This window comes from Lentibacillus daqui, assembly GCF_027186265.1.
Lineage (GTDB): Bacteria > Bacillota > Bacilli > Bacillales > Amphibacillaceae > Lentibacillus_C > Lentibacillus_C daqui.
On sequence record NZ_CP114176.1, the window covers coordinates 3,685,904 to 3,704,989 of the forward strand.

General features: G+C 40.3%; 17 protein-coding genes. 8 read left to right on the plus strand and 9 right to left on the minus strand.

Translation table 11 applies throughout. The annotated features are described in order from the left end of the window. Positions 1–12: 12 nt before the first annotated feature. Both O2S85_RS18325 and O2S85_RS18330 read left to right on the plus strand, forming a co-directional pair. Positions 13–582: a PadR family transcriptional regulator gene (locus tag O2S85_RS18325; RefSeq protein ID WP_269410714.1), complete on the plus strand. Its 570-nt coding sequence runs from the start codon at positions 13–15 to the stop codon at positions 580–582. Between the two features lie 56 nt (positions 583–638). Next, complete coding sequence (locus O2S85_RS18330; RefSeq protein ID WP_269410715.1) at positions 639–1,136, plus strand: DUF4188 domain-containing protein; 498 nt, start codon at positions 639–641, stop codon at positions 1,134–1,136. 44 nt (positions 1,137–1,180) lie between these two features. On the opposite strand, the gene O2S85_RS18335 is transcribed toward O2S85_RS18330, so the two are convergent. Further along, positions 1,181–2,074 carry a LysR family transcriptional regulator gene (locus O2S85_RS18335; protein WP_269410716.1) on the minus strand — a complete coding sequence of 298 codons (894 nt, stop codon included), beginning with the start codon at positions 2,072–2,074 and terminating at the stop codon, positions 1,181–1,183. Positions 2,075–2,192: 118 nt separating this feature from the next. Between O2S85_RS18335 and O2S85_RS18340 the strand changes: the two genes are divergently transcribed. Beyond that, positions 2,193–3,389 carry a coenzyme F420-0:L-glutamate ligase gene (locus tag O2S85_RS18340; RefSeq protein WP_269410717.1) on the plus strand — a complete coding sequence of 399 codons (1,197 nt, stop codon included), beginning with the start codon at positions 2,193–2,195 and terminating at the stop codon, positions 3,387–3,389. 215 nt (positions 3,390–3,604) lie between these two features. Here O2S85_RS18340 and O2S85_RS18345 read toward each other — a convergent pair whose 3' ends face one another. Next, entirely contained in the window at positions 3,605–4,480 is an 876-nt protein-coding gene (locus O2S85_RS18345; protein WP_269410718.1) for a LysR family transcriptional regulator, read from the minus strand. A gap of 397 nt (positions 4,481–4,877) precedes the next feature. Between O2S85_RS18345 and O2S85_RS18350 the strand changes: the two genes are divergently transcribed. Then, entirely contained in the window at positions 4,878–6,089 is a 1,212-nt protein-coding gene (locus O2S85_RS18350) for an MFS transporter (RefSeq protein ID WP_269410719.1), read from the plus strand. Between the two features lie 140 nt (positions 6,090–6,229). Then, complete coding sequence (locus O2S85_RS18355) at positions 6,230–7,546, plus strand: purine/pyrimidine permease (RefSeq protein ID WP_269410720.1); 1,317 nt, start codon at positions 6,230–6,232, stop codon at positions 7,544–7,546. Between the two features lie 139 nt (positions 7,547–7,685). Here O2S85_RS18355 and O2S85_RS18360 read toward each other — a convergent pair whose 3' ends face one another. Further along, positions 7,686–7,973, minus strand: a complete 288-nt coding sequence (locus O2S85_RS18360) for a YxcD family protein (protein ID WP_269410721.1) — start codon at positions 7,971–7,973, stop codon at positions 7,686–7,688. Next, positions 7,961–8,422, minus strand: coding sequence for a hypothetical protein (locus O2S85_RS18365; protein ID WP_269410722.1), 462 nt, complete (start codon positions 8,420–8,422; stop codon positions 7,961–7,963). Before O2S85_RS18365 ends, O2S85_RS18360 begins: the two co-directional genes overlap by 13 nt. Positions 8,423–8,606: 184 nt before the next feature. On the opposite strand from O2S85_RS18365, the gene hpaB reads away from it, so the two are divergent. Continuing rightward, entirely contained in the window at positions 8,607–10,049 is a 1,443-nt protein-coding gene (gene hpaB / locus O2S85_RS18370; protein ID WP_269410723.1) for a 4-hydroxyphenylacetate 3-monooxygenase, oxygenase component, read from the plus strand. A gap of 176 nt (positions 10,050–10,225) precedes the next feature. Here hpaB and O2S85_RS18375 read toward each other — a convergent pair whose 3' ends face one another. Further along, positions 10,226–11,731 carry a malate:quinone oxidoreductase gene (locus O2S85_RS18375; RefSeq protein WP_269410724.1) on the minus strand — a complete coding sequence of 502 codons (1,506 nt, stop codon included), beginning with the start codon at positions 11,729–11,731 and terminating at the stop codon, positions 10,226–10,228. A gap of 306 nt (positions 11,732–12,037) precedes the next feature. Here O2S85_RS18375 and O2S85_RS18380 point away from each other — a divergent pair, with 306 nt between their 5' ends. Further along, on the plus strand, positions 12,038–13,453 hold the full coding sequence (locus O2S85_RS18380) for a LysM peptidoglycan-binding domain-containing protein (protein ID WP_269410725.1): 1,416 nt from the start codon (positions 12,038–12,040) through the stop codon (positions 13,451–13,453). Between the two features lie 204 nt (positions 13,454–13,657). On the opposite strand, the gene O2S85_RS18385 is transcribed toward O2S85_RS18380, so the two are convergent. Next, positions 13,658–14,230, minus strand: coding sequence for an NADPH-dependent FMN reductase (locus O2S85_RS18385; protein WP_269410726.1), 573 nt, complete (start codon positions 14,228–14,230; stop codon positions 13,658–13,660). Between the two features lie 209 nt (positions 14,231–14,439). Between O2S85_RS18385 and O2S85_RS18390 the strand changes: the two genes are divergently transcribed. Continuing rightward, the gene (locus O2S85_RS18390) at positions 14,440–15,765 is read left to right on the plus strand and encodes a replication-associated recombination protein A (protein ID WP_269410727.1); all 1,326 of its coding nucleotides are present in this window, start codon (positions 14,440–14,442) and stop codon (positions 15,763–15,765) included. A gap of 392 nt (positions 15,766–16,157) precedes the next feature. Here O2S85_RS18390 and O2S85_RS18395 read toward each other — a convergent pair whose 3' ends face one another. The 3 genes from O2S85_RS18395 to O2S85_RS18405 all read right to left on the minus strand — a co-directional run bounded on the left by O2S85_RS18395 (position 16,158) and on the right by O2S85_RS18405 (position 19,079). Next, positions 16,158–17,174 carry an oxidoreductase gene (locus O2S85_RS18395; protein WP_269410728.1) on the minus strand — a complete coding sequence of 339 codons (1,017 nt, stop codon included), beginning with the start codon at positions 17,172–17,174 and terminating at the stop codon, positions 16,158–16,160. Positions 17,175–17,340: 166 nt separating this feature from the next. Further along, positions 17,341–18,252 carry a PTS system mannose/fructose/sorbose family transporter subunit IID gene (locus tag O2S85_RS18400; RefSeq protein ID WP_269410729.1) on the minus strand — a complete coding sequence of 304 codons (912 nt, stop codon included), beginning with the start codon at positions 18,250–18,252 and terminating at the stop codon, positions 17,341–17,343. Between the two features lie 20 nt (positions 18,253–18,272). Next, on the minus strand, positions 18,273–19,079 hold the full coding sequence (locus tag O2S85_RS18405; RefSeq protein WP_269410730.1) for a PTS mannose/fructose/sorbose transporter subunit IIC: 807 nt from the start codon (positions 19,077–19,079) through the stop codon (positions 18,273–18,275). Positions 19,080–19,086: the final 7 nt, after the last annotated feature.

Here is a 19,086-nt window from a genome sequence, read left to right on the forward strand (position 1 = left end):
AGGATGATCCTTTTGAAAGAATACAATCATACTACCTACGCAATACTTGGGATTTTGACAACTACATGCAAATCCGGCTATGCAATTAAACAATTCATTGACCAAAGTTTAAACCACTTTTGGAAAATTAGTTACGGGCAAATTTATCCAACCCTAAAATTTATTGAAGAAGAGGGATTGGCTACAGTAAAAACAGCTACACAGGAAGGAAAGCCTGATCGAAAGGAGTATTTCTTGACACAAAAAGGAAAAACAACCTTAAAAGAATGGCTCAAACAACCGATTGAACAAATACCTGTGGAGCGAAATGAATTGTTATTGAAATTATTTTTTGGACGTCATCAATCCACAGCAAATACGCTAAATCAACTGAACGATTACCAGCAAAAATTGAAAATAACTTATCAAACTTACACAAACATAGAACAAATGATTACGACAAATAAACATGATCAAAAAGATGCAACCTATTGGCTATTTACCTTAGATTATGGAAAAAGGGTAACACAGGCAGCGATTGAATGGTGCGAGGCGACTACCGAACAGATTAAAAAGGTAAAAGATGCTTCGTATTCGAAGTAAGTGAATTATCATATCTGGGTGTCATGATGGATCCATCAAATGGGAGGAATAAAATCATGAGAAAGTCAATTTACACTGGCCGTTACATTACCGACAATGACAGCGATCTTGTTGTATTTCTAATCGGCATGCGAATGAACAAACGATTTGCAGTACACAAATGGCTACCAGTTTTCAAGGCAATGCGAGGCATGATTAAAGAGCTGTACATGAACAAGGAGGAGTTAGGTTTTTTATCCATGGAAAATTACTTTGGACTACGAACAACTCTCATGATTCAATACTGGCAGTCGACTGAGGATTTACTTGCCTATGCCAAAGGGGAAAAACATTTGGCTGCATGGAAAAACTTCAATCAACAAGTCGACAACAATGAGGCTGTTGGCATTTACCATGAAACTTATCCAGTTGATAAAGGCAAGTACGAAACACTTTATCGGAATATGCCACAACACGGGCTAGGAAAAGCGATAAAGCATATCCCAATTACTCCGGAAACCATTTCAGCCAGAAAGCGGCTGCATCGTGATATAAAACATTCCGGAGCAAACTGAGAGTCCTTGAATTTACACATAGAGGACAGGCCTTGTTGCAACAATCAAGAAATGTTTCCCTGTTCAATAATCTCAACAAATTTGGTCGAAGCAGTTGATAATGGTACGCTTTTTAAATAGCATACACCAATACTTCTTTTCGGAATCCCGTCGATTAGCTGTACTTCATGGACCAGTCCTTTATCCAAATACGTTTTAGAGAATTCTTTAGTGACACAGGCAATTCCCAGATTAATTTTGGCGAACTCCAAAAGCAAATCATGGGAGCCCAATTCAAATTCCGGAGAGATCTTGATGCCCTTGGATAGCAAATAATTTTCCACATACACCCTTGAATTGGACTTTGGCTCAAGGAAAATCAAGGGCTGTTCCACCAGTTCCTGCAAACGAATTGGTGCAGACAGCTGCTGCCTGAATCTATTTCCGTAAACAAAAATATCCTGTATTTCAAGAAATGGCTGCATCTCCAAGTTGGGATCATCAACCGGGAAATTACAAATAGCTATATCAACGGATCCTGTCTTTAACATGGAAATCGCTTCAGCTGTAGTACCGTTGACAATTTTAAATTTGATATTAGGATAATCATTATGGAAAACTTCTAAATAGGGAAGTAAAAAATATCTGGATATCGTATCGCTAACGCCAATCTTTAACTCCCCAGTTGTTAAATGTTTGAACGCAAGTATTTTTTCTTCACCTGTATCAAGCAAGTTTAGTGCAGCGTGGACATATTTAAATAAGTGCTTGCCTTCATTTGTGAGCGTTACCCCTTTTGGTGTTCGATTAAAAAGTCGTGTATCGAGTTCACTCTCCAATTGCCGAATTGCCTGACTAACAGCCGGCTGGGTTAGATAAAGATCCTCCGCTGCCTTGGAGAAGCTCCTGTTTTTCGCAACAACCCCAAAGATTTTATATAAATCCAATTTACCTTTCATATAAACAGTCCTTATATTTGGTATAATATTTATTCATTTTACTTATACCACTTCTTCAGTGTATATTACAAGTAGGAACTATGGATATTAACCTTAATAGCAACAAGGAGAGATTATTTTGGAACGAGTAGTTGGAACCGTATCACGTGGCCTTCGCTGCCCAATCATCAATCAAGGTGACAATATTGATGAAATTGTTGTCGACAGTGTATTGAATGCAGCAGAAGTAGAAGGATTTACTATTCAGGATAAAGATATCATATCAATAACCGAATCCGTTGTTGCCCGTTCACAGGGAAATTACGCAACAATTGACGATATCGCAACAGATGTACAAGCGAAGTTCGGTGATCACACAATCGGCGTCATTTTTCCAATCTTAAGCCGAAACCGCTTTGCCATTTGTCTTCGTGGTATTGCCAAAGGTGCTAAGAAAATTGTTCTTATGCTAAGTTATCCATCAGATGAAGTTGGTAATCATTTGGTAGATATCGATGCACTAGATGAAAAAGGTATCAATCCCTGGACTGATGTGCTAACCGAGCAACAATTCCGTGATTATTTTGGATATATGAAGCATACCTTTACCGGTGTCGACTACATTGAATATTATAAATCGTTAATTGAAGCATACGGTGTCGAATGTGAGGTTATCTTCTCCAATAATCCGAAAACAATTTTGGATCACACCAAACATGTCCTCACTTGTGATATCCATACACGCGAGCGGACAAAAAGAATCCTGAAAGCCAATGGTGGTGAAACGATTTATAGCCTGGATAATATATTAGCAACATCTGTTAACGGCAGTGGCTACAATGACGAATACGGTCTGCTTGGCTCCAATAAATCGACTGAGGAAAAGGTTAAGTTGTTTCCACGTAATTGCCAGCCAGTCGTTGACAACATCCAGCACATGTTGAAAGAACGTACTGGCAAAGATGTCGAGGTTATGATTTATGGGGATGGCGCGTTCAAAGATCCAGTCGGTAAAATATGGGAGCTTGCTGACCCTGTTGTATCACCCGCATATACAAAAGGACTGGACGGCACACCAAATGAAATTAAATTAAAATACCTTGCAGATAACAATTTTTCTGATTTAAAAGGTGAGGAACTGCAACAAGCCATTACCAAGTATATTGATGAAAAAGATGAAGATGCTGACCTGGTCGGAGCTATGGAAGCACAAGGAACAACACCACGAAAACTTACCGATCTGATTGGCTCGCTATCTGATTTGACCTCCGGCAGTGGAGACAAAGGGACACCGATCGTTTATATACAGGGATATTTTGATAATTATACGAAATAAGTTTATGTACGGGATGCCTGAGGAGGGCATCTCTTTTTTGTATGGTTTGTTCGATCAACTTTCGGTCTAGCTCGATCAACTATTGGCTGTGTTTGATCAACTTTAAATGCTGTTTGCTTTTTCTGTGTGAGATTCTATCTTGTTTGGGTGCTGTCCTTTACCGTTGGGACGATGCCCTCTCCCGTTCTTTTCCCTACCTGCTATACTGCTATACTTTATTTAAAATACTCCATTACAAATTCCTTAAACTGGAGCGCGGCTGACGATAAATAACCACCATCCAGCCAGGCAATGCCAATAACCCGCTCACTTTTAGGCCAACGGATATGCAGGCGGGCGACTTTGGCTGGATCCAGTCCCGTTACATCCGGAATCAATGAAACGCCAAGTCCGGCACCGACCAATCCAGCTAACGTATGGATTTCTTCGCCTTCAAACAATATTTTTGGATGTATCCCTGCTTCTTCGCATAACTGATCCATAATTTGCCGCAGTGAATTTCCCTCTTTAATAGCAATAAAATCTTCGTCGGCGATTTCCTCCAGTGTGATACTTTCGCAACCAGCCAACCGGTGATCGGCTGGCACAATCACGAACAATTCATCGTTCCATAGTTTTTGCCAATTGACCTTAATGTTGGTTTCAATGGGAGTAGTCAGACACAGGTCGAATTCTCCGGACTCTAACTGCCGTACAAGTGCCGCAGAATTATTTTGGTTAAACTGAAAGCGCAATTTTGGATATTGTTTGCGAAAGGCACCAATTAAATTGGGGATTTTCTCCACACCGAGTGTATGGAGAAATCCCAACGATATCTCCCCGTATTCCGGATCAATCAAATCACGAATTTCCTGTTTGCCATCCTGATATTCTTTCAAAATGCGATTGGCCCGCTTTAAAAACAATTCGCCGTACCGATTTAACAGGATGGAGCGCCCTTTTCGTTTAAACAACGGAACGCCTAACTCCTCTTCCAAACGAGCAATCGACCTGCTCAATGCTGGCTGGGAAATGGATAAGATCCCTACCGCCCTGGTAATATGCTGAACACGGGCAACTGTTTGAAAATATTCGATTTGCTGCCATTCCATTGACGACTCCTCCAATCATGACTAAAATGCATTGAATCTATGAAAATAATGCATTATACTTTTATTTTATTAGCCATTATAATAATACATATTGGATATCATTTAAAGAGGATGTTCAAAAAGTCTGGTAAAAATGACGTGCCCCTTCAAAAGGGGTATGCTGACGCCTGAGCGCAAGCCCGTTTTTAGTCGGCCTTCCTTTGAAGCTCGTTGGCATGCTTTTCCGCTCCTCATGTACCTTTTTGTACACTCCGGTGCTCAAAGCTACGCCGTCTTGAACTTCTTGGTCCTTTTTCCTCCTTTTTGAACTCTCATTTAAAGGATGGTTAAATGCGATTTGCGGTTTCCGCGGAATCAAATTTGCCATTTTTTTAATTCATCTTTGGAGTGAGCACGTATGAACTATGTAAAAAAAGGAACGACTGACTTTCGCAAAGTAAATATTGCCCTGTTCATTGGCGGCTTTATTACTTTTGCAAACTTGTATGTGGTTCAACCATTATTACCGGCGTTTTCCGAGCAATTTGATGCCTCTCCGACAATGGTGAGCCTGACTTTATCATTAACAACTGCTTTTTTGGCAATCGCCATGTTGTTGGTAGGTTCATTATCAGAGTCGTGGGGACGCAAAGGAATTATGGGGATCTCTGTGTTTGCTGTCTCCGTTGTGGCGGTCATCATTGCATTTGTGCCTAGTTTTCAAACGCTATTGCTACTAAGGGTATTGCAAGGGATTGTTTTTGCCGGTTTGCCATCCATTGCTATGGCTTATCTTGGTGAAGAAATTGATCCATCCAGCCTGGGAGTCGCAATGGGAATATATATTAGCGGAAACACGATTGGCGGACTAAGCGGGCGAATCATCACCGGCTCGATTGCGGATATGTTTGATTGGCGTATCGCGCTTATTGCTATTGGTGTCTTGAGTTTAGTTGCCAGCATTATTTTTTGGTGGGCTTTGCCAAAATCAAAACATTTTCAGCCACGTAAACTGGATCTGGGCAAACTCGCCAAATCAATGGGAAGTCATTTAAAAGATCCAGCCATGCTATGCTTGTATGGATTAGGATTTTTATTAATGGGCGGCTTTGTGACGATGTATAACTACGTGGAATTCCAATTGATCGCCCCGCCATATTCATTAAGTCAAACGTTGGTGGGCTGGATTTTTATCGTTTACCTTGTTGGGACATTCAGTTCAACCTGGTTTGGTAATTTAGCCATCAAATACGGCCGGCGGAACATGTTATTAATCGCGCTTTGTATTACGCTAATCGGTGCCTTAATCACATTGAATGCCAACCTGGTGATTAAAATCATCGGAATTGCCTTATTCACATTCGGCTTCTTTGCCGGACATTCCATCGCCAGTGGCTGGGTCGGTGCGATGGCTACGCATGACAAGGCACAAGCATCGTCACTTTATTTATTTTTCTATTATTGTGGTTCAAGTGTTGGTGGAACCGCCGGTGGATTATTTTGGAGCAGTTTCGGCTGGGGCGGTGTTGTCAGTATGATTGTTGCTTTTCTTGTCGTGACCTTCGTCCTGTTAGCTATCCTCTCTAAAGTTGCTGTATTTAAGAAAAGACAGGTGCAGGTTGCCAATTAATCATAACAGGCTTGGAAGTCCAAGCTTGTTTTTTATCTGAATCAATTTTCCAGTTCTGTTCATTTGATTCATCATGTTATTAGCCGTATGATGATACAGTGATCATTTTACACACCATGTTGTGAGAGGATTGACTTACGTTGAAACTTATTTTTTCGTCCCTGCAATGGGCATTATTTATATTAACAAGCAGTGTTGTTATTCCAGTAGCAATTGCTGCCGATTACGGGCTTGATTCAATAGAAACGATTGAATTCGTCCAACGAACATTATTTGCGCTTGGATTGGCAGGACTTTTGCAGACATTCTTCGGACACCACCTGCCAGTTCAGGAAGGGCCAGCCGGTCTTTGGTGGGGAGTTTTTTCTTTATATGCCGGATTAGGAACCGTGCTGTTTGGATCCCATATGGAAACATTACGGGTGTTGCAGTATGCTTTTTTATTAAGTGGTGTTATTTTTATTCTTTTAAGTGTGTTTGGGCTGGTTGAGAAGCTGGCACGACTGTTCACCCCTGCTGTTACCGGCATCTATTTGATCCTGATGGTGATCCAGCTAAGCAGTTCCTTTGTACAAGGGATGTTCGGGCTGGAGAATCCCGACGATACCGTTCATACGAATGTGCTTATGCTTTCAGTTTTAATCATTATATTATCCTATCTATTTATGAAAATCCCTAAAATTGGCCACTACACAGTACTATTTAGTATTGTTTTCGGCTGGCTGCTATTTTCATTGTTTGGACTATCTGAACCCGTCACCAAGGTTAATACATTGATAAACTTACCGAAAATCTTTGCATTCGGTTCACCGCGAATTGAGCCCAACATGATTATTATGGTTATCTTTATAACATTATTGTTACTTGCCAATATGCTTGCTACGGTCCGTGTCGTTCAACAGGTACTGAAGCGTCATCATGTCCAGTTTGAGGAAAATCGTTTGAAACAATCTGGCATTATATCAGGAGTTAACCAATTACTAGGCGGATTGTTCTCAGCAATCGGAGCTGTCCCTATTTCCGGTTCGGCAGGATTTATTGCCACCACGAAAATAACCAGCAAGCTACCCTTTATCATTGGATCCTTGATCATCGTTGGTATTAGCCTGTTTCCACCATTTACAGCATTTGTAGCTGCCATTCCCAAAGCTGTTGGTTATGCCGCAATATTTCCGATTTTTGCCAGCATCATTGGTTTAGCCTTACAGGAATTTGAGGCTGCCGAAAATAAACGGATCTTGTTTCAAGTTGCTGGTATTTCACTATTTGCCGGAATTGGTACGATGTTTATCCCTTCCGACGCATTTTCTACCATGCCGCCAACGCTTGTGTCGATATTGAGTAATGGGTTGGTATTTGGCGCCCTCGTCGCTATTGTTACTGAGGCAATATTGACGAGAAAGGCGAAGGGGGATAAAAGAAAAATCCACTTAGAGAATAAAGAGAAAGAAGCCTAAATCTGGTCTCAACTCTAATGAGGAATTAAATCTTCTTTCCGATTCGCGCAAGAAATCATCGAAGTCTTGTAAAATTACGCTTTTCTTTTGAAAAATGCCAAGTACCGATACATATCTTGTTTCGGCCCTTGGCATTCTTTCACCCAACTAGCGCAATGATACCTTCCTGATCATCGAGCTCGAGTTTTATTTCAGCGGATGGGTTCTCACCCATAAATTCCTCCAGCCACATTTGTAATGCTTCCATGATATTGCCCGTGACAAGCACCTGCTGTCTATTTAACCAGTAAACTTCTGCGGAAAAACCGGTGTCATCATCATATATTAATTCTGCTTCCACCTGTTCTGGTTTTATTTCTTTCTTACGTGCGGTATATATACAGAGGGCATTGATAATATCTTGTTCCGAAATAATTAACTTCTCCATGGATTCGTGTCTTCTCTCTTTTTACGCTTAAACAATGAAACAATTTTGCTGATGATAGCAATCAATACAATCAATGCCAAAATATTGATGATAAAACCCATCATCGCACCAAAAATACCGAGGTGACCCAACAGACCACCGAACAGTAGGCCAGCCAGTCCACCAAGCATCAAGCCTTTCATCAGCCCGCCTGACATGAACCTGTTCTTTTTATTTGGGTTAGCATAAGAACGATTGTTTTGATAAGAATTCTGTTTTTTATTTTGGAAGTGAGAAGGATTATTTTTGTTGTTAAAATTAAATCCCTTTATTCCTGATTTATAACCTCTTGCATCAACAGTCGTAGGTTGATCGTGAAAAATATAAGTACCAATTGGCCCAAAAATGAGTGTTGCTGTAATCAATGCTGTTATTATCTTTTTCAACTTATCTCTCTCCTCTTCAATCATTCTCCTTATTAAATATCATACTATAGTTCATTGTGATTTGCATTGAAATCATTCTTTCTTTAAATGTTAAATAAAGCCCGTTAATGCGTGACGAAACTGTAACATCTCAACAAAATCCTAATAAAATATTCTGAAACGTATAGGCGTTTGATCATATTTCACAAAATCGTTAGGGAGTGTGTTTATGCCAGCCATTAATGGACATGAATATATTGACCGAATCAACCACTTGCAAACGTATGTATGGGTGGATGGCGATCCTGTTACAGGAAAAATTTCCGAACACCCGGCATTTAAAGGAATTATGAAAAGTCAGGCAGCATTGTACGATCTGCAACAAGATGAATCGTTAAAAGATATCATGACATATCTTTCCCCGTCAACGGAACAAAAAGTTGGGATGTCCTATTTACAACCAAAGACAAAAGAGGATCTGGTAAAAAGACGAAAGATGATTCAACAATGGGCTGGACTCACCAATGGTATGATGGGAAGAAGCCCGGATTATATGAATACCGTTGTAATGGCACTAGCCTCATCAGCTAACTATTTAAAGGAAAAAGAAAACTGTTTTCCTGAACATCTACTATCCTTTTATGAATATGCCCGGGAACATGATATATCGATGACACATACATTTGTGAATCCGCAAGTCAACCGCGGGCAATTTTATTTTGAGGACTTGGATGCGGAGCCAATTGCCGCAAAGATCGTGGACAAAAATGATAAGGGCTTGATCGTAAAGGGAGCGCGTCTGTTGGCGACACAGGGTGGCATAACGGATGAAATCGTCGTGTTTTCAGCAGGCGGGGCTCAGGATAAAGCGAATGGATTTGCATTTGCCATTCCTAGTAATACCAAGGGTTTGAAATTCATTTGCCGGGAATCATTTGTCGTTGGTGACTCGACATTTAATTATCCATTAAGTTCGCGATATGAGGAAATGGATACGATTGTTGTCTTTGATGATGTGCTTGTTCCATGGGAGCGCGTCTTTTATTACGACAACATACAGGTTTCCAATACTTTTGCAAGGGCCAGCTCATTCCTGCCGTTTACATTGCACCAGGCCGCATCCAGGCAAGTCATCAAAACCGAATTTGTCTTGGGTGTAGCTCAGTCCATCATTAATACGATCAATATCAGTGAATACCAGCATGTGCAGGAAAAAGTTTCTGAGATTATTGTTGCATTGGAAACGATGAAAGCATTGGTCATCAAATCAGAGGCAGAAGCTGAATTGGATGAATGGGGATTAATGAGACCCGATCAAAAGACACTGCAAGTAGCCAGTAACGTATTCACAAAAGTCTATGCAAGGTTCGGCGAGATCATTCAGCAACTGGGTGCAAGCGGCCTAATGTCAATCCCAACAGAACGCGCATTCCAATCGTCTTTAAGAAGAGATTTGGATCAGTATTTGCAATCAAAATCAGACGATGCGGAATCACGTGTGAAGATTTTCCGTTTGGCATGGGAAGTAGCGATGAGTGCGTTCGGTACACGGGAAATTCAATATGAACGGTTTTTCTTTGGTGATCCAATTAGGCTTTCCAGTCAGCTGTATTTCTCGTATGACAAGGAACCGTATGTGAAACGGGTAAAGGCATTATTGGAGATGGATTGAATTTTTTATTGATTGTCCTAACTTTGTCCACATTCTTGTTCCTATTTCATTTTATTTGTTACCACAATTTGCTGCGGCTGCCACTTTTTTAAATGGATAGGATTAAAAAAGCTCCCTCAACAATAAAAGGGAGACTTTTTTATTTTCTCATTTAAGTAAATAAAATAAGGTTTGTTTTATTCGGCTGTTTGTAACGAGCTTTCGTCAAGACCAAGCGCCCGATTTGTTGAAACATGGACTTCCTGGACAAGCTCTGGATTTTCCACTAGCGACATGCCATAAGAAGGAATCATTTCTTTTAGTTTCGGTTCCCATTCTTCGAGATATTGTGGGAAGCATCTTTTGAACACATCGAGCATAATCGGAACAGCTGTGGAAGCCCCAGGGGAAGCGCCGAGTAATGCAGCGACTGATCCATCAGCGGCATTAATAAGCTCCGTACCAAATTGAAGCGTTCCTTTGCCACTGGCATCCGTATCTTTAATCACTTGCACCCGTTGTCCTGCTACTACAGTATCCCAATCTTCACTTTTGGCATCCGGAATAAATTCCTGTAACTCCTTGATACGTTGTTCTTTCGATAACATTAGCTGTCCGATCAGGTATTTCGTCAACGGAATGTTTTTTGCACCCGCTGCTAACATCGTGAAAACATTATTCGGTTTTACAGAACTTATTAAATCCATATTGGAACCGGTTTTTAAGAATTTTGGTGAAAAACCGGCAAATGGTCCAAATAGCAATGATTTTTGGTTTTCAATATATCGTGTATCCAGATGCGGCACAGACATTGGTGGAGCACCAACTGCAGCTTTGCCGTATACTTTGGCATGATGCTGCTTGATAATCTCCGGATTGTTACATACCATGAATAGTCCGCTTACCGGGAATCCGCCAATATGTTTACTTTCAGGGATACCAGTTTTTTGGAGTAAAGGCAACGCCCCTCCACCGGCACCAATAAAGACGAATTTCGCAGTATGGTATTCAAGGGTATCATCTTCATAATTTCGCACTTTCACTTCCCAAGCGCCATCTTCCGTACGTTTTATATCATCTACTGTATGATTGTAGTTGATACGGACATCCTTACTCTTCAAGTGATCCAACAATTTACGTGTAAGAGCCCCGAAGTTGACATCGGTTCCAGAGTCGATCTTCGTTGCGGCTATTGGCTGATCTACTGTCCGGTCTTTCATAATCAGCGGAATCCATTCCTTCAATTTTTCCGGATCATCGGAAAACTCCATCCCTTGGAACAATGGATTATTTGATAATGTTTCAAACCGTTTTTTCAAGAATGCTACATTATCTTCCCCATGTACTAAACTCATGTGCGGTATTGGCATAATAAAGTCATCCGGATTACTTATCTGTTTGCTGTCTACAAGATAAGACCAAAACTGCTTAGTAACCTGGAACTGTTCATTAATGTTGACTGCCTTGCTAATGTCCAGGGATCCGTCTGGCTGTTCGGGCGTGTAATTAAGCTCACACAGCGCGGAATGGCCCGTTCCCGCATTATTCCACTCGTTAGAACTTTCAACTGCTGGTTTATTAAGCTTTTCAAAAATGGTAATATTCCAGTCCGGTGCCAATTCCTTTAATAGTGATCCCAATGTCGCACTCATGATACCGGCACCAATTAAAATAACATCTGCTGAAGTATGGCTGTTACTCATGTTTACCTTCCTTACATCTTAAAATTTGCAGAAAGGATGCAAGCGCTCCTGCTCATTCATTAACAAGGCAGGTCGCGAACTTGTCACACATCTTTTCTTAATCTGTTATATCCTTCATATAGTATATCAAAGTTTTGTATCGACATAAATGTTTATGTCTTGTTAAAATACAGAATCCACGCTTTGAGATCCCAAAATCTTAATTGCAATGCCCTCGCCAACATTATCATGTCACTAATAGGCAAACACACATTTTATGGGTTATGACATATGATGCATTAATGGAAAACTGGGGGAGGTGAGGTAATGATTATCCATGTGGTCACAGCGGGTGAAACACTCTGGCAAATCGCAAACAGATATGCCGTCGATATGAATCAAATCGTGCAATTAAACGGATTACCCAATCCAAATCAATTATTGGTTGGTCAATCACTGGTTATCCCAGTACTTGGTACGCCGCATACGGTTAAAAGCGGTGAAACGTTATGGTCGATTGCCCAACAGTACGGTGTCCCGGTTCAAACTATTATCCAGGCCAATCAACTAACCAATCCAAATGTTCTTTCCCCAGGAACCAAACTATTTATCCCACCAGTGACACACGTTGTTCAGCCAAGGGAGACGTTGGCGCAAATTGCAAATCGCTATGGTACCACGGTTCAAGCAATCATGAATGAAAATCAATTAACAAACCAAAACATGATTTTTCCGGGAGTGCAACTGGCTATCCCAAGAAGAAAACCCGTGATTGAAGTAAATGCTTATACGTATCAATCAGAGGAAGATGCAGTCAACAGCCTTCATGAAGTCGGTAACTTGCTGACTTATTTTAGCCCGTTCGCTTATATGATCAGGGAAGATGGCACCTTGCAACCAATGAATGACCAGCGCATGATTCAGGCTGCCGTTGCTGAACATATCACACCGATGCTTTCGATTACCAATTTCACATCTACACAAACGGGATCCAATGTCGCACATATCATCCTGAGTAATCCGCAATTAAGTAATCAGGTCATTTCCAACGTACTAAACGTAATGGATCAAAAGGGATATAAGGTCTTAAACGTTGACTTTGAGAATGTAATGCCAGAAGATCGTGAGAATTATAATCGGTTTTTACAAATGGCGGTTAACCGGCTTCATCCAAGAGGTTATTTGGTATCGACAGCACTTGCTCCAAAAACGAGTGCAACTCAAGGCGGGCTGTTATATGAAGCACACGATTACGAGGCACATGGCAGAATTGCTGATTTTGTCATTCTGATGACGTATGAATGGGGATACCGACTTGGCCCGCCACAGGCAATCTCTCCTATCAATCAAATGAGGCGGGTGGTCGAGTATGCTCTATCAGTAATGCCAGCCGAAAAAATATTTTTAGGGTTCCAAATCTATGCACGCGATTGGCTTGTTCCCCATGTACAAGGCCAGGAAGCTGAAACATTCAGTCCGCAAGAAGCTATCAGACGGGCAGTAAAATATGGCGCATCGATTCAATATGATACGACAGCCCAATCGCCATTTTTCCGCTATGTAGATGAACAGGGCCAAAGACATGAAGTATGGTTTGAAGATGCACGGAGCGCGCAGGCTAAATTTGATATGGTCAAACAATATAATCTTCGCGGGATTAGTTATTGGGCATTAGGCTATCCTTATCCGCAAAACTGGGCATTGTTGAATGACAACTTTACGATAAGAAAATTAACATCGTAACTCGTTAAAAAACGGACTAGCCAAATAAACGCTTTTCATTCCTTTTGGTCTCCTTACCATTTAGATTTTCACCTTATACTTTCCGCTGCTAAAGATTATAACTTAAAAAACAAGCGTGGCACCCATTACCAATTTATAATGGTGTATACCACGCTTATTTTTATACAGGGTTTTGTCCCAGCTTTATTGATATTTTTCTCTACGTTAATTTGCAACTGCAACAGATGAAATTGTTTTATGATAGAATTCGATGAAGTTGTTCACTACCAAATCAAGGAATTCAATTGTGCCATGATCTGTTATTTCACCAGCATCATTCATTTTTTCATGAACGGATCCGACATATACTTCATTTCCCGGTAGTAAAATTGGTGATAATGCCGGGTTTGACAGAATTTGTCTTAAATGCATTTGTGCACGGACACTGCCGTGAACACCGATAGAAGAACCAACGATAAATGCCGGTTTATCTTTGATCGTAAAGTCGCCTCCACGTGATAGCCAGTCAATAGCATTTTTTAATGCACCTGGAATGGAATAATTATATTCTGGAACTGCGAACAATACGGCATCTGAATCCTTTACATCCGCTTTAAATCGATTTACATTTTCTGTCGGCGTATTTTCAATGTCAATGGAAAATGTGTCAACATCATTAATGAATACCGGTATAATATCCAATTTATCTGCATAGCGACTTCTCATATACGCCACTAACTTCGCGTTATGTGAGGTTGAACTCGTACTACCTATGATTGCTTTTACTTTTATTGCCATCTATAAAAACTCTCCTTTATTATTGTTGGAACAGATCTATATAGTATAATTAGTTCACATATATCTCAAGTCATATGCTTGGCTTGATAAACAGGGGACTATTTTCCACGAATCCCACTGTATTATCGTTTAGATGTCGGTTTAATGTGGAAATATGTTAAATGTAATATATTTCAGACATACGAAAAAATTGGCGAGGAGGTAATACCTTGAAACAAGGCTCGTTATTTGAAAATGAAAATGATAAGCATCAGCCTTTAGCCAACAGCGTACGCCCTCAATATTTAGAAGATTTTGTTGGTCAGAAACATTTACTGGGAAATGGAAAGGTTTTACGGGAAATGATTGAAAATGATCAAGTCTCGTCCATGATTTTCTGGGGACCGCCTGGAGTAGGAAAAACAACCCTCGCTAAAATTATCGCCAATCATACGAAGGCAAAGTTTATTCCTTTTAGCGCCGTATCAACTGGTATTAAAGATATTCGTAAGGTGATGAAAGAGGCCGAAGAAAACAGGGAATTAGGTGATAAATGCATTTTGTTTATTGATGAAATTCATCGGTTCAATAAGGCACAGCAGGATGCATTTTTACCCTATGTCGAAAAAGGAAGCATTATCCTTATCGGTGCAACCACTGAAAATCCATCCTTTGAAATAAATTCAGCTTTGTTGTCACGCAGTAAAGTTTTTGTCTTATATCAGTTATCAAATAACGAGATAGTTGAATTGTTACAAAAAGCTATTTCCAATCCAAAGGGCTTGGGAAATCAAGATATTCAACTGGAAGATGGGGTGCTGGAAGCGATAGCGGCGTTTTCTGATGGTGATGGAAGAATTGCCTTAAATACGTTGGAAATGGCCGTATTAAACGGAAAAAGACAGGAAGCATCCGTTACTATTGGTAAAGAAGATTTAACCCAGCTTATTCAAAGGAAGTCGCTACTATATGATAAAGATGGGGAAGAACATTATAATATCATATCGGCACTCCATAAATCGATGCGAAATAGTGATGTTAATGCCTCTGTTTATTGGTTATCCCGGATGCTGGAATCTGGGGAAGACCCCTTGTTTATTGCGAGAAGATTAGTCAGATTTGCCAGCGAAGATGTTGGCTTGGCAGATAACAGGGCTTTGGGAATAGCAGTAGCTGTATTTCAATCCTGTCAATTCATTGGTATGCCAGAATGCGATGTGCATCTTACCCAAGCCGTCATTTATCTTGCCATGGCACCAAAGTCAAATTCGGCTTATGTGGCTTATTCAAAGGCTAAAAAAGATGCGCAACAATCAATGAATGAACCGGTTCCTTTACAGTTACGTAATGCACCAACGAAACTGATGAAAGATTTGAACTATGGCAAGGGGTATCAATATGCTCATGACACAGATGAAAAACTGACTACAATAAAAACCATGCCGGATTCTCTAGCAGGACATGAATATTATTTTCCGACTTCTCAAGGTTCGGAAGCTAAAATCAAAGATAGGTTAAAACAAATTTCCGATTGGCATAAACAAAATGATCATTGATGGGATTTTCAATTAAATATTGATATCGGCGCCAGGAGAATATACTAAATATTGAATGAGCATATCTTCCCTCCTTTTGTTGGTTGAACGTTATTTAATTGCGTTGTATCATACGAATCTGTCAGGCTGCTATACATAGGTGGTTTCACTAGTTAGTTTTATGGGACCGGCCAGACCAAATAAAAAGAGATTTTAATGAGCAGAACTTGCGTAGAGGAGGGAGGTGACTAACCTCTGTCCCCCTACACCACCTTTTTTCTTACCAATGGGTTTTTCATTTTTTTGTTCCATAAGCATTTGCACTTTAAAAATTTCAAAATAAATGTCAAAGAATGATTCGTTTCATCCGTGCATGTATCAAGAACATCTATTATAGAATCAGCCTCGCCCATCTACTTTAAGTTTTCAATTCCCCTTTCCAACATTTCCATTTGCAGCAGTGTCTGTTCATCTGTAATGGTTTTATCTTGACCATTTATGACGGCTTTATATAAGTCATCATACACTCTTCCATAATCGCCATTTACAGATTTCACTTTTTCTTCGTGGATTGTACCTTCTTCATCAATATATGTCAGTACACCATAATGTTTTATTGTATCTATACCAAAATCTTTGTTATCAGGCATGTAAAACAACTTTAAATGTTCCTCCTGACGATCTTTGGTTTGTTTCACAAAGCACCCATTTTTGCCATAAACGACGAAGCTCGGTCTTTCTTTAAGTCTAAAATAACTGGATTTTACAGATACCTTTAATCTACCAAAGTATAAATCCAAATCGAAATAGTCATTCATTCTCCCTTGTCCTAATAATTGCCTTACATCGTAATGTATATGATCCGGCTTGCCGAAGTAACTGATGACCTGATCCAGTGTATGGCAGCCATGTGCATATAAGAATGACGAAGCGGGATCAAAAGAGTGGGCAGACTCGGGTACTTCGGGGCGGTAATAGTCAAAATGCATTTCCACTTCCAGCAAGTCCCCTATTTTCCCTTCTTCTATGACCTTTTGAACGGTTAAAAAATCACTATCGAAACGTCTATTTTGATACGCCTGAACAATTAATCCTTTCTCTTTCGCCAATGCAAATATTTCTTTTGCCTGCCCTGAATTTTCCATAAAAGGCTTCTCTACCAAACAGTTTTTATTATGTTCCAATACTAGTTTTGCGTATTCATAGTGGCTGTCATGTTTTGTGCAAACCACAATGAGTTGAATGTCCTTGTCGTTTAATAATTCATCTAAGTCGGAAGTATAATTTATTCCTGCAACCTTATCCCAGCTGTCATGTTCAGGATTTCTCCGATAAATTGTTTTTACCTTTATATTCTCTCTTTGCAGTACGAACGGCAGGTGATATCTGTTCGTGCTTTTCCCATTTCCAATATAACCGATAGTAAGCATAGCGACCTCCTAAAAATATATTTATATGCAATATCTTTATATAAAGAAGCACCTCCTTAAATTGATAGGTTTATCATACCGGAGGCACTTCTTTATTTGTATACATTATTACGCCGGGCTCATAGTTAATCTTTGAAAAAAAACCCTGAATAAGCGTCTTTACTGATTACATCAAGTGTATGAGGTGGAAGACAATACCGACCACGAACAACCCAAGAATCATCATAATTGGAGAGACTTTCTTCCTAAGTAGCCACATACAAAGAAGTGTTAGCAACAATCCAGCCAAACCAGGAATTAAGCTGTCCAAGTTGTCTTGTAATGTGGTTACATCATATTTGCTCAATGACCGACCGTCAGCTTGCTGTTCCAATGCACTTTTAATTCCTGCAGCTCCAGAAGGTAACTTATCCCAATCAATATATGCACCTTCGTCAAGTTTCACCTTGGATACCGTCGGCGTAAATGTTACATCTACCCAACGATTGACTAATGCACCAAGGATGAACATACCTAGTATTGCAGCACCTTTCGTAATATCCTGAAGTAATCCGCCAGATAAGTCATCCGTAATTTTGGAACCAGCCTTGTAGCCAAGTTCTTGTGTATACCACATGAATCCCATACGAATGAGATTCCATAAAACGAAGTAAAGAATGGGTCCAAGTATGTTGCCAGTCATAGCCAGAGAAGCCGCCAATGCACCAAGGATTGGTTTAACCGTAAACCAGAAAGTTGGATCCCCAATACCCGCCAATGGTCCCATCATACCGACTTTAACACCTTGAATTGCTTTGTTGTCAACCGGCGCGCCGTTTGCACGTTCTTCTTCGAGCGCTAAAGTTACACCCATAATAGGTGAAGCTACATATGGATGCGTATTAAAAAACTCCAAGTGACGTTGCAGTGCAGCAGCACGGTCTTCTTTTGTTTTATATAATCTTTTGATCGCGGGAATCATGGAAAATGCCCAACCACCGTTTTGCATACGTTCATAGTTCCAAGAACCTTGAAGGAACGTGGAACGCCACCAAATAGAAACACGATCTCTTCTTGATAATTTCAATTCCTGTGCCAACTTATATCCTCCTCCTTCTTTTAGTAGTTATCAATAATATCGCCTAATGGATCGCCAGTATTTCCGTTTCCACCATTACCTGAACCGCCTTGTTTCGTAAGTGCTAAATAGATAAGTGCAAGCGATAAACCGATACCGCCAAGACCTAATAAGGTAATGTCAGGAATAGTTGCCAATACGAAACCAATCGCAAAGAATGGCCATACTTCTTTTGTAGCCATCATGTTAATAACCATTGCATAACCAACAGCTACTACCATCCCACCACCGATTGCCAAACCGTCTGTCAACCAGTCTGGCATAGCTTGAAGTAACTCTTTAACCGGACCTGCGCCAATAGCCACAATCAATGCGGCGGGGATTGCAATACGTAACCCCTGCAGGCAGATACCAACAATATGCCAAAAATCTATTTTTCGAAGGTTTCCTTCCTTGGCTGCGGCATCCATCAAGTGTACTATTCCTGTTGCAATCGTACGGACGATGATTGTCAATAATAAACCTGCAACTGCAAGTGGAACTGCGATCGCGATTGCAGATGACACGCCGGCTTCACCTTGACCACCTAAAACTAAAATAATTGCAGATGCAACAGATGCTAATGCAGCGTCTGGTGCTACGGCAGCTCCGATATTTGCCCAACCTAAAGCGAGAAATTGCAGGGTACCACCTAAAACAAGGCATGCCGCTAAATCTCCCGTAACTAATCCGATTAATGTACAAGCAATAATTGGCTGATGGAAATGGAATTCATCCAATACTCCTTCCATACCAGCCAAAAATGCTACGATAACAATTAATATTATTTGAATAATATTTAAATCCATAATTATT

Coding starts and splice junctions, on each gene's coding strand:
- O2S85_RS18330 (WP_269410715.1), top strand. CDS start 639: ATGAGAAAGTCAATTTACACTGGCCGTTACATTACCGACAATGACAGC.
- O2S85_RS18335 (WP_269410716.1), bottom strand. CDS start 2,074: ATGAAAGGTAAATTGGATTTATATAAAATCTTTGGGGTTGTTGCGAAA.
- O2S85_RS18345 (WP_269410718.1), bottom strand. CDS start 4,480: ATGGAATGGCAGCAAATCGAATATTTTCAAACAGTTGCCCGTGTTCAG.
- O2S85_RS18350 (WP_269410719.1), top strand. CDS start 4,878: ATGAACTATGTAAAAAAAGGAACGACTGACTTTCGCAAAGTAAATATT.
- O2S85_RS18360 (WP_269410721.1), bottom strand. CDS start 7,973: ATGGAGAAGTTAATTATTTCGGAACAAGATATTATCAATGCCCTCTGT.
- O2S85_RS18365 (WP_269410722.1), bottom strand. CDS start 8,422: ATGATTGAAGAGGAGAGAGATAAGTTGAAAAAGATAATAACAGCATTG.
- hpaB (WP_269410723.1), top strand. CDS start 8,607: ATGCCAGCCATTAATGGACATGAATATATTGACCGAATCAACCACTTG.
- O2S85_RS18375 (WP_269410724.1), bottom strand. CDS start 11,731: ATGAGTAACAGCCATACTTCAGCAGATGTTATTTTAATTGGTGCCGGT.
- O2S85_RS18380 (WP_269410725.1), top strand. CDS start 12,038: ATGATTATCCATGTGGTCACAGCGGGTGAAACACTCTGGCAAATCGCA.
- O2S85_RS18385 (WP_269410726.1), bottom strand. CDS start 14,230: ATGGCAATAAAAGTAAAAGCAATCATAGGTAGTACGAGTTCAACCTCA.
- O2S85_RS18395 (WP_269410728.1), bottom strand. CDS start 17,174: ATGCTTACTATCGGTTATATTGGAAATGGGAAAAGCACGAACAGATAT.
- O2S85_RS18405 (WP_269410730.1), bottom strand. CDS start 19,079: ATGGATTTAAATATTATTCAAATAATATTAATTGTTATCGTAGCATTT.